At 74.0% G+C, this 12,203-nt stretch carries 1 protein-coding gene and 1 pseudogene; both read right to left on the reverse strand.

Going from position 1 to position 12,203, the window contains the following annotated elements:
* Positions 1-11,819, reverse strand: a pseudogene (locus AB0D74_RS41110) (hypothetical protein); the annotation flags it as partial.
* 18 nt (positions 11,820-11,837) lie between these two features.
* The gene (locus tag AB0D74_RS41115; RefSeq protein WP_362598926.1) at positions 11,838-12,203 is read right to left on the reverse strand and encodes a hypothetical protein; all 366 of its coding nucleotides are present in this window, start codon (positions 12,201-12,203) and stop codon (positions 11,838-11,840) included.

Below are 12,203 nucleotides of genomic sequence, written 5' to 3' on the forward strand. Positions count from 1 at the left end.
TGGTCACGCACCCACCGCAGGTCCGGCGCCTGGATCCGGCGCACATGCGACCGAATCAACGTCGTCGCACCACCCAACCTGCCCGGACGCGGCGGAATACTGCTCTGATCCGTGTGCGGATCGAACCGCTCCGCGGCCTGCACCGCCGCACGAGCCCGACCCCGCAACCCGTACCACTCCCCCCGACGCACCGGATCGGAAACCCGCACCGCAGCCCGCCCGTCCCGCACCGGCACCGGACGCACACGGCCCGACGACCGCACACTCGGCACATCCCCCGCACGACGCGGCGCACTCGACGACGTGACGACCGGTGGATCGGTGAGGGGGCCCGCGTCGGTGGCGTTGTAGTGGTTCAGGCCGGTGTAGTGGACTTCCAGCGTCCGGTCGGCGGCGGGCGAGCCGACCCGGGTCACGGTCCCGAGTCCGGTCGACGGATTCGGGCGCAGCACCTCCACCGCCACGTCGAGCGTGTCCGCCAGAAGCGGCAGGAACAGCTCGCCCTGGTTGGTCTCCCACGACCGCGACCAGTTCGCGACCGCGTCGAGCGCGTGGGCCAGCTCCTCGTCGGTGAACGGCGCGTCGCTGTCGCTGTATCCGTGAGCGAGCAGCTGACGCAGCTGCGCGTCGGTCAGGTCGGTCAGCGCGGGCAGCCGGTCGGTGTCCCGCAGATACGCGAACATCCGCCGCACGCCGGGGTTTCCGGGGTCGGGCACACCGTCGGCGGCCAACGCGGCGCGGTAGCGGGTGTCCAGGTCGCTCAGGTCCTCGGGCTCCATGACGCCGCCGATGCCGTACTCCTGGAGGGTCGCCAGGAGCGTGGCCCGGTCCATGGCGGCCGTCCGCCGGTCGAACCACGGCGCGAGCGTCTGGCGTACCTGGCCCACGACCTCGTGCGGCAGCGGGCGCCCGCTGCGCGCGGTGAGCAGCCGGTCCTCCGCGAGGGTACGGAGCCGGTCCGCGGCGATCAGCAGATGGGTGCCGGCCGCGGGAATCGGGGAGATCCCGTCCCAGCGTGCGAACCGGGCCAGGCCTGCGCGCACCTGATCCGGGCGGCTCAGCCAGGCGTAGGTCTCCGGAGCCTCGGTGCGCAGTCCGGGCAGGCGGTCGCGTACCCGCTCCGGGTCGGTGCCGATGAAGGTGTAGAGCAGGCACCGGCCGTCGCCGCGGGTCTGGACGATCCGGCCCCGCGCCGGCCGCACCTGGAAGGGCGCGGGCCGGGGCGGGGTGCTCTTGGCGTCGTCCCCGGCGGGGTCCGCGGGGTCGGTGCCCGGCTCGTCCAGGGCACGGCCCTTGCCCTTGTCCGTGCCCTCGTCCGTGCCCTCGTCCGTGCCCTTCGTCTCCTCCTGGTCGCCGGTGTCCTGGTCGCGGGTGTCCTGGTCCGAGGTGTCGCCGGCCGGATCACCGGACGTGTCACCACCGCTGTGGCCGGCCGGGTCGTCGTCGACCGGCGGGCTGTCCTTGGCCGGGTCTGTGGCCGCCGGATCGGTGGCCGCCGGGTCGAGGGCCGCCGGATCGAGGGCCGCCGGATCGGGCACGGTCAGTTCGGTGTCGGCGTCCGACCGGTCGTCGCCGTCGGATTCCCCGTCCCGGCTGCCGGTGTCGTCGCCGCTGTCGGAGGTGTCGTCGCCACCGGTCGGCGGGGTGTTGCCGATGGAGGGGCCCGCGGTACGGGGTAGACCCGAGCCCGGCCGGCGTGGGGCGGTACCGGCCAGCGTCGTGCGTGAGGTGGGCAGCGCCGAGGGCGCGGCGGCCAGCACCGGGCCCGCCGCGCCGGGCAGCGCGGTCTCCGCCGCCGCTCGCCGGGCGGCGGCGTCGTCGCGGCGGCCGAGGGCGTTGTCGAGTCCGGTGTCGATGTCGTCGAGCCGCTGCTGGGCACGGTCCCGGGACTCGCGTGCGTCGTCCAGGGCCAGTGCCGCGTCCTCGGCGTGCCCGCGCGCCGTGTCGGCGTCCGCACGCAGGCGGTCCGCGGTGTCGCGGGCGCCGGGCACCTGTGCCCGTGCGTCGTCCAGGGCCGCCTCGTCGCGGCCGAGGGCGGCCCCGGTGTTCCGCAGGGCCGTGCGGTCCTGCGCCAAACCCGCCCGCACCCCGGCGAGTTGGGCGTCCAGCCGGTCGACCTGGGCGGTGGTCTCCCCGATCTGCCGGGCGAGACGGGGGTCGACCGCGGGGGCGGCGCCGTCGCCGGTCGGCGGTCCCACGACGGCGTCCGGCGCGGTCGTCTCCGACGTGGTCGTGCCCGAGGTGACGGGGTCCGGCCCGGGCGTGTCCGCCGCCGGGGTCCCGGTCGTCGTCGTACCGCTGCTCGGGCCGGCCGGAGCCGGGACCGGGACGCCCGGTGTGGCGTCGCCGGATCCGGTGGTCCGCCGGGCGGCGGCCGTGGCGCGGTCGTTGAGTTCGGTGAGCCGGCGATGGGCGGTCTTGGCCTCGGCGCTGAGCCGCACCTCCTGGCGTTCGCCCTCCGCGACGGCGTCGGTGAGCGGGCCGATCGTACGACGGGCCTCGGAGATGTCCCTGGTCAGAGTGGAGACCCGGTCGGTGAGGCCGTGGAGGTCCGCCTCGGCGAGGCCGGCGGCCTGCTCGGCCGTGGTGGCGGCGGTACCGGTGCGGTCGGCGGTGTCCTCCGCGTCCTCCAGCGTGGTGACCGCCTGTGCCAGGGAGTCCACCGCGTCCGGCCGAAGCTCCCGCAGTCCGTGTTCGTCGGCCACCGCCTGCTCGTGGTCGACCGCGGCCCGGTCGAGGTCGGCGGCGGTGGTCTCGAAGTCCGCCCATGCCTGATCGAGCGCCGGGTCTCCGGTGGTGGCGCCCGGTGCCGTGGCGGGAGGCCCGGTGAGGGTGCCGTCCGGGTCGAACGACCAGACCCGCAGCCCCTCCGGCCCCCTGGTGACCAGCTCCGCCGGGCGCCCCTGCGCGCGTGCCGCCCGGGAGACTCCGTACAGGGCGAGGGCCAGCCGGGAGCCGTCCGGGTCGGTGCCGGTCGCCACCCAGAACTGGTATCCGTCGTCGTCGGGGTCGAGGCCCTGCGCGAGCGCGTCCGGTACCTGCCGTACCGGCGTCGACGCCCAGTCCGCCGGGGCGGTGCCGGTCTGCGCGGCCAGCAGGGCCGGCAGGTCGTACACCCGGGGGACCGGCCGGGGCACGGTGATGCCGTGGCCGAGCGCGTCGCGTTCCTCGATGCGGACGGTGGCGGTGCCCGTGACGTGCCGTACGCCCTCGGGACCCGAGACCTCGATGTGCACGTCGGCCCGGACCTCGTAGCTGCGGGTGCCGCGGCCCTCGGCGGGCAGGCTGGTGCTGCCGGTCTTCAGCCAGTCCCGACGGCCGCCGGACACCGCGCTGCCGAAGTTGCTCGCGTCCACCGGCCGTTGCAGCAGCGGCGGGCTCGCGCCGAGCAGATGACGGTCGGGGTCGTCGGCGCTCAGTACGAACGGCAGCGACAGCCCGGTGGTGGTGTCCCCGCCGGACACCGTGCTGTTGCTGTCCGAGGTGATCCGCAGCCGGTCCATGGCCACGTCGCCGCCGTCGGTGACCGCCCGGGGCCGGTACAGGGACACGGTGAGGGTGGGCCGCTGGTCCGGGGCGCCCTCCAGGGGGAACGCGCCCGGCATCGTCGGCAGCATGCCGCCGACCTGACGGGGGGTGTCCAGGGAGAGCGTGCCGGCCTGGATGAGTTCGCCCAGCCGTACCGACGCGTGCTCGTCGGAGGTGGCGGCCGGCTGGGCCCGCCAGCCCCGTCCGGTGGCCGGGGTCACCTGGTCGAGAGCCTGGTACAGCTGGTCCCAGGCGTTGAAGCCGTACACCGGCACGTAACTGGTCGGGTGGAACAGGTCGGCGTCCGGAAGCGGGGACCGCCCGTTGTACGGCTGCCGGGGGTCGACCCGGGACACGGACACCGGCACCGGGGGCCGGTCGGCGGCGGGGGTGTCCGTCTCGCTGCCGGTGAACCGCAGGCTCGCCCGGGCGGGTACCCGGGTCTGGCCGCCGAGTTCACCGGAGAGGGTGCGGCTCAGCCAGGAGCGGGTCGACGGGGTGGCGTCGTCCCAGGCGATGAACCCGCGCTGCACCAGCGCGCCCACCACGTTGGGCGGCCAGTCCAGCACCAGGGTGGAGCGGACGGTGGCGACGAACTCGTATTCCAGGTCGTCGAAGTCGGCGGCGCTGTCGGTGCGCAGCCAGAAGCGGTCCTCGGCGGTGCGGCCCCGCCTGCCGGCCTTGCTGGAGGAGGACACCAGGTGGACGGACGGACCGAGCCGGTCGGTGCGGTCGTCGGTGTGGGGGCGGCTGAAGCGGGCCGTCGGGTTGACGGTGAGGCGGTGCTGCCGGCCCACCGAGTCGGACGTCGAACGGCCCGCTGCCGTGTGCGAACCCCACTGCTCGATACCGGACTTGTCGTCGGGCACCGCGATGCCGCGCCGTCCGCCCCGGCCGGCGGTGGTGCTCGTGGGGCGTGCCGAGAGGGTCACCTCGACCAGGGCCGCGCCGCCGAACCGGTGGTGCCGGAAACTGAACCTGGTCTGCCCGCCGCCGCGCCCGATCAGCGCCCGCTTGCCGGAGACACCGGTGTGGTCGGCGATCAGCGTGGCGACACCGGGCAGGTAGGAGGCGTGGCCGGGCGTGGTCACGCCGGGCGCGAACCGGTCCACCAACTGCCGTACCTCGTCGTGGAGTCGGCCCCGCTGCTCGGTCCCCGGCGTGCCCGGGCCGGAGAGTTCGGTGACCGAGGTGACCGTGGCCAGCCCGAGGGTGCCGTCCCGGACGTACCGGCTGGGCAGCGGCGGGCTCTCCAGGCCGGTCGCGGGCGGGGCGGCCGGCCGGCCGGCCACGGCTCCCATCCACCGCCAGTCGCGGCGCAGTTGGCTCTCGGTCATCAGGAACTGGAGCCCGCGCGGCACGTCCACCGCGAGCGTGACGGTCTGCGCCGGTCCGAAGCCGAGGGAGTTGGCGAGCACGTTGCGGTGTCCGGACCGGACGGTGATCAGGTAGGTGACGTCGGCCGTGACCCGGTGCTGGAGGCCGGACTGGGTGGGCACCCGGTTGGTGGCGGTGCTGCTGGTGAGAGTGTCCGACTTGTCGGTCTTGCGGTCGTACTGATAGCGCCCGGACGGGTTGAAGCGGGACGGGTGAGGGGCGGTCGGGGAGCCGTCCCGGCCCGGGGTCTGGTTCTGGCCCGGGGTCTGGGTCTGACCCGGGGTCTGGGTCTGACCCGGGGTCTGGGTCTGACCCGGGGTCTGGTTCTGGCCCGGGGTCTGGTTCTGGTTCTGGTCGGGAGCGGACTGCTGGCTCGTGGCCGTGGAGCTCGACGGGTTGTTCTGGGTGGCCGAGCCGGCCAGGCCGAACTGGTGCGTCTTGCCGAAGCCCTTGAGCTGCTGCGCGGAGTCGGCGACGGAGATGCCGGTCTCCAGGTACTGGTTCACGCTCTGCGTCAGCCGGGGCGTATGGGCGACGGCCTGGATCTCGATCGCGATCTGGCCGTCGGCACCGAGCCCGGGCAGCGTCAGGCCCTCCACCACATAGGTGCCGCCGAAGATCTGGTGCCCCCGGCCGACCAGCGAACCCGGGGAGAGCGCCGCGGTGCGGGACTCGGCGCTCACCGTGGTGGTGTCGGCGGGCGGGTTGCCCAGCAGCGAGCTGCTCAGGAACCCGACGAGGCCGCCGGGCGGTCGGGCGGGGGCGTCCGGCGCGGGAGGGGGCGCGGTCACCGGCGGGACGGGCTCCGGGTCGTCCGCCGGGGTCGCAGCGGGGTCCGCCGGGGTCGCGGCGGGGTCCGGCAGGGTGGCAGGGGTGTCCGGTGGGGTCCCGTCGGTGTCCGTGGGGCGGGTCTCGGTGGTCGGCCGGGTGTCACCGGTACTGGGCGTGGTGGCGGTGCCCGGCGCGGGGCCGGTGCCGAGGCCGGTGACGATGCGGCGGAAGGCTTCCTGGAGGGCCGCCGTGCCGCGCACCACGTCGATCAGGGCGTCGTCCGGGACGCGGACCACGTCCGGGTGCGGTCCGCCGGTGGCCGGATCCGTCAGAGCCAGCCGCTCCGTGTCCAGGGGCGTGACCTGCCGTACGGTGTGCGGCTCGCCGGCCGGCGCGGGCTCCTCGGCGGTCAGGGTGCGCTCGTGCGGTACACCCAGCCGGACCGTGCCCGGGACCCCTCGCGGCCGGGGGGTCGGCGGACCGGCCTCCAGATCGTCCTGGGCGCGGGGCTCGGGCAACGGCTCGCCGAACCTCACCAGCGGGTCCTGGCCGGGACCCTCGTACAGGTCGAGAGTGAGACGGGCGGGCACCGCGAACTCCTCGGTGTCCTGCCCGGTGCCGATGAAGAACTGGTCGTGGCCCACGGCGGTGGCCGCCGTGTTGCCGAGCGTGGCCTGCCCGACGAACTGGTAGTCGCCGGTGCCGCTCAGGGTCCACGAGCCGTCCCGTACCGGGATGCTGGGCCCGCCGCCGAACCCGGCTCCCAGGCCGTAGGAGTTGCCGAGCCGGCCGCTGCCGCCGGACGTCGCCTGCGCCAGCGCCATCACCTGGATGCCGGGCAGCACCCTGCTGTGCGCCACCGGGCGGTCCGCGTCCCGGTGGGCGCCCAGTTCCAGCCGTACCCGGCGCCGTCCCGTCACCGAGGGGATCTCCAGGTAGAGCGAGTGGCCGCCGTCCACCATGGAGTCGGTCGCGGCCCGCAGCCCGAGCTGGGAGCGCAGCTCGCGCAGCCGCCGCAGGTTGTTCAACCGGGCCTGCACCAGCGTCTCGTCCGGCAGCCGCCCGCGGTGCGGGGCCGTCGCCGGCGGTGGCAGGAACCCCTGGTCCCGCAGCCAGGTCTCCGCTTCGTCGAACAGCTGATCGGCGCCGTCCACGCCCAGCGGTGCGGCGGACTGCCCGATCGTCTCCAGCGTCGCCAGTTCGTGCGGCAGCGCGCGGATCTCGTCCTCGGTCGGTGCGTGGCCACGGGCGTCCTCGGCGCTGAGGACCCGCAGGTCGAGGGCGTGTTCCCAGGTCCCGGGCGCGTAGGTGGAGGTGCTGCCGTCGGGGCGGATCAGGGTGAGGGTGTAGGCGACGTCCGCCTCGGTCAGCAGGTGGCTGCGGTTGGTGCGGACCGCGTGCATGGTGCCCGCGACGGCGCTGGTGCCGAACGCGTTCTGCGCCGCGAGGCTCGCGGTGCCCTTGACGGTGAACGTTCCGCCGACGGTGCCGGAGGCGTCCGGGTGCCCGGGCCGGTGGTCGCCGGTGAAGGCCGGACCGGCGCTGCCGGCGAGGGTCACCCCGCTGTTGAACGTCGTGTTCTGGTCGTTCTTGACCGTGTTGACGAGGTGGCTCTCCAGGTTGATCTTCTTGTCGATGCTCTTGGCCACCGGGGTGACCGGGGTGACGTCCGCGTCCAGCCGCACGATGCCCACCGCACGGCCGTTCGCGTCGGTGAGCACCGGGGAGTACAGCCCGCCGTCACGCTGCATCGGCAGGGTGCCCCGCAGTACCGGCTCGGCGAGGAAGTCGGCGAGCTGGGCCGCCGCGGTGGCGTCCAGGTCGGCCCGGAAGTGGTCCGCGGCGCCCTCGTACAGCCTGCGCGGGTTCAGTACCGAGTCCACGCCGTAGACGGGCAGGTCATCGAGATCGGCGGGGCCGGGCAGCTGTTGCGCGGGGTCGGCGTCGGCGTCCACCAGGTGCTGCGGGAACCAGACGGTGACCGGCCCGTGCTGCGCGGGCGGACGCCAGTCGGGGGCCGGAGTGCCGTCAGGAGTGCCGTCAGGAGCGGGGGCCGGCGTGGGAGCGGGCGTGTCCGTGCGGACCTGCCAGGTGCCGGTGAAGTCGTAGGCGCGGGACGGCTCGTTGCTGCGCTGCGCGCTGGTGGTCTGCACGACCTGGGTGACCGTGGCCGAGCCGTCCGCCTGGTTGTGCGTGAGCGTCGCGGACAGCGCCAGGTCCACCCCGCGGACCGGGCCCGCCGCCCCGATCGGTATCGAACCGGTCCACGGCACCGGGATGGTGGAGAACGTGCCGGACGGCTGTGCGGAGACGATCTCCCGGGTGCCCTGTCCGCGCCGCTCCACGTGCTTGTCGGGGTCGCTCGTGTCGAGCGTGCCCTGCCGTGCGGACGGCCGCGCGTCGTCGAGGGTCAGCCGTACGTCCACGGTCCGGTCGGCACCGTTCACCCGCAGGGTGATCCGATGGCCGCCCAGGCTGCGCAGATACGGCAGGTTCATGGCCATCTGCTCCGCCGACAGCACGTCCCGCAGCTGTGCCAGTACGGGGTCGTCCGGGCGCGGCGCGGGTCTGCCCAGTGCGGCGAGCACCTGCCGGTGGACCCCGTCGACCACGTCGGGCGCGATCGGCTCCACGTGCACCAGACCCACCTGGCCGTCGTGCCGTCGCCCATAGCCGCCGAGGTAGGAGGTGCGGTGACCGCCGTCGGCCGCCGGGTCGGGCAGGGAGACGGTGTCGCCGTCCGACGAGGTCACCGTGAGGGCGGGCACCACGACGGGGACGGCGGTGTCGTGCGAGTCCGTGACCGGCGGATCTGTGACCGCCGGATCCGTTTCCGCGGGCGGCGGCACGTCGCTGGTGCCGGAGGCGGGCGCGGGCGTGGACGTGGTGACCACCGGGACCGGCGGGACCGGCGGGACCGGCGGAGTGGGGACCGCGGGGGCGGGCGGGTCCGCGCCCGGGTCGCCCGTGGCCGCGGTCGGCGGCACCGTACCGCGCCTGCCGCCGCCGGTGGCGCGGCTGTCGTCCTCCGGGGCGCCGATCAGGGCGCCCATCAGCGCGAGATGACGGGGCCGCAGCCCGCCCGGCTCGTACGCCGGGTCCGGGCCGGGGCCGGACTCCGTCACCGTGGCCGTGGACGACGTCGTGACCGGAGTGTGGTCCCCCATCAGGCTGTTCGTGCCGCCGCGCTGCGGGGCGGCCGGGTCGAGGCCGCTCTCGTCGCGCAGTCCGAGCTGGTGGCCGATCTCGTGGGCCAGGTCGGAGTCGGAGATGTCGGCCGGCCAGGAGTGGTGGGTGGTCGGCACCCCGTCCGCCGGGTCGGTGAGGGTGACGTCGAGGTGGGCCGGTTCGCCGGGGGCGGCCGGTACGACCGTGACGTGCAGCAGACTCCCGTCGGGCAGCCGGTGGCCGCCGGTGTTGAAGACCCGGGCCACTCCGTCGGTCAGTCGCTGGTGGACCCCGTCGGCCTGCGGCCCGAGGTGGGGGCTGCCGGTGAGCCGGTAGGTGACGGTGAGGTCGGTGACCGGCTCGCCGCCGTGGGTGAACCGCCGTACGGCGAAAGCGGACCGCACCACGTACTGGGTGTGGTTGCCGTCCGGCCCGACGGGCCGGGAAACCGGGTCGACCCAGGTGTGGCTGCGCTCCGAGGGCGTCACCGCACTCCGCGCATCCGTGAGCGTGCCGGGCTCCGGCGCGGCCGGGGGTGCGGCGGACGGGGTGAGCACGACGGGCGCGGGAGTCACGCGCGTGTCGGGGGGCGCTCCCGTGACGGGAGTCGCATCGGTGGCCGGTGTGGGGCGGGTGTCCGGCGTCGGCCGGGTGTCGGGAGCCGGTCCGGTCGACGGGTCCGAGGAGGTACGGACGGGCGCCGGGGCCGACGTGGCGGAGCCGGTGTCGGAGAGCGGGGCAGCGGCCGGCGCCGGGTCAGGCGCCGAAACGGCCGGTGCCTGAGCGCTGCCGCTGGTGGGTACCGGCGTCGGCAGACCGGCACCGGGGTCCGTGTCGCCGAACGTGCCGGTTGTGCCGGAGGTGCCGGATGTTTCGGACGCGCCGGACGCAGGGAGGGGCGCGGTGTCGTTGCCCGGCGTGCCGGTGGTGTCCGTACCCTCCGTGCCGGTGAGGTTCGCAGCGTCGGTGCCGTTGGGGTTCGTGGCGTCGGTGCGGGTGGTGTCGGTGCCCTCGGGGCGCCCCGGTCCCGTGGTGCGCGGGCTCCCGCCGGCGGCCGGGTTCGTGCCGGAGCCGGGGGCCGGGCTGCCCGTGGCCGTTCCGCCCGGGGTCGGGGTGCCGCCGCCCGTGGTGCCCTGCGGTACGACGGTGGTGTCGGCGCCCGGAGTCGGGACGGGCGTGGCAGGCACGGGAGCCGCCGGGTCCGACGGGGTGCCGGTCTGCGCGCCGTCGGCGTCGGTACCGGCAGTGTTCTCGACGTCACCGGTACCGGAACCGTGCGGCTCCTGCTGCACGGTGCGCACGGGGGCCGGGGCACCGGAGCCGGCGGGGGGCGTGCCGGTGGCCGTCGAGGGCGGAGTGGCCGTGCTGGTGGACGGAGGCGGGGTCGCCGTGGTGCTCCCGGAGTCCTCGTGCGAGGTCTGTTCCGGGGGCTGGGTCTGCGCGTCGCCGTCGGTGTCACCGTGTGCCGGCGTCTTCGTGGCCGCGGTGGACTGCGCGTTGCCCCCGCCGGTCGTGGTCGTCCCGCCGGGTGCGGTGTGCGGGGCTGTTGTCCGGGGGATGTCGGTCCCGAGGTCGTCGCCCCCGTCGGCCTGCGCGTCGTTCCCTCTGTCGTTCTGTACGTCGCTCTGTACATCGCTCTGTACGTCGTTCTGCCCGTTGTTCCGCACACCACTCTGTACGTCGCCGCCGTCGCCGGAACCGCGGCTGCTTCCAACCGTGTTGACGGGACCGGGTCCGGAGGCGGTGGAGCTGTCGTCGGTGCCGGAGGAGCGGGACGGGCCGTTCGACGGGGAGTCGGCGTCGCCCGGAGTGTCCGCGGTGCCGAGGGTGTTCACGGCCGGTGGCTGGTTGATGTTGAACTTGCTTCCGAAGGCGCTTGCCCCCTGCCCCAGGTGACGTTCGCTCACCGAGCTGAGGCCGCCGCCCAGGAAGGTCGTCAGTGGGTCGACCGGGAAGCCGAAGACGGACGCCGTGGCCAGTTCGCCGAGCGCCTCCGCGCCGCCCTCGGTGAGGAAGTGCTCGATGTCCTCGCCGATCTCGTGCTTCGCCCTGTCGCCCAGGCTGGTCTTCGGGGTGGGCGTCGGAGTCGGGGTCGGAGTCGGAGTCGGCGTGGGTGTGATCTTGGAGTTCGGCGTCGGGGTCGGCGTGGTCTTCGGGTTCGGCTTCGGGTTCGGGTTCGGCTTGCCGTTGGTGTACGTGTTGTCGAACTTGTGGTTGAACTTGTTGCCGTCGGTCTTGATGTTCTTGAACGGGTTGGGGCCGTTCAGGATGTTCTTGAAGTTCTTCTTCAGGTTCTTCGCGAGGTCCGAGAGGGCGCCGTGGAACAGGCCCGTGAAGGCGCCGAAGACACCGTCCTGCACGATCTGCGACCAGTCGAACCCGCCCGGACGGCGGCCCTTGGGCGCACCCAGCATCATGGCCAGGCGTACCGCGAAGGTCGTGAAGGCCTCCTCGATCGCCTCGGTGAGGCTCGGCAGCAGATGCGTGCGCTTCATCAGCCATTCCAGCAGCGTGAGAATGGCGACCCGGCTGCGGGCCTTCGCCACGGCGGCCTGGCTGGAGGCGGAACCTCCGGTGAAGATCGACAGGGCCGCGATGATGGCCAGTTCGATGAGCAGCCGGATCAGCTCGGCAATGATCTGCCACTTGGCCTCCATGATGTCCATGGAGGACTTGGTGCGGGACTTGGCCAGGTCGTCGAGCTGGTCGGCGAAGTCCTTGAGGTAGTTGACGCCGCCGCTGTCGAGGAACAGGTGCATCGCGCGCACGTAGTTGTTCCCGACCCTCGGCGGCAGCGAACGCCCGACTCCCCCGGCGGTCTGCTCGATCAGGTCCGAGAGGTCGCGGACACGCCGGCCCAGCCGCTCGTACGGCTTGCCGTTGGCGTAGGCCATGTCCTCGTCGGCCTGGAGCATCTTCTCGCCGATCAGCACGAACAACAGGTTGTTCAGCTGGGGCGACACCTGGATGGACATCGGGCTCGATCCGCTGCGTCAGTGCTTTCCACCGTGCGAACCACCGTTGGTGTCGCCCGTGTTGATGCTGGAGTCGTGGATGGCGCCGAGCACCCCGCTCTGGGTGCCCAGCACGCTCTTCAGGTTGGCGAGCGTGCCGTCCCCGACGCCGACGACCGCCTCGGAAAGGGAGGTGCCGGTCTTGATGGCGCTCAGCCGCTGCTGCTTCTCCTGCGGCAGCATCTGCTGGGCGTAGCTGTCGTCGTGTCCGGGCCAGTGCGAGGTGGCGGACACGTCGGTGATGAACTCGTTGACCATGTCCGTGACCAGCCGGCTGATCTGCTCGATCTGGCGGGTACCGGAGGCGAGCCCCTCGGGGCTGGCGTAGTAGGCGTTCTCCGACAT

This window comes from Streptomyces sp. NPDC048278 (assembly GCF_040652195.1).
Taxonomy (GTDB): Bacteria; Actinomycetota; Actinomycetes; order Streptomycetales; family Streptomycetaceae; genus Streptomyces.

What these genes read in the sequence shown, in the direction of transcription:
- AB0D74_RS41115 (WP_362598926.1), bottom strand. Translation starts at nt 12,203, where the DNA reads ATGTCGGAGAACGCCTACTACGCCAGCCCCGAGGGGCTCGCCTCCGGT.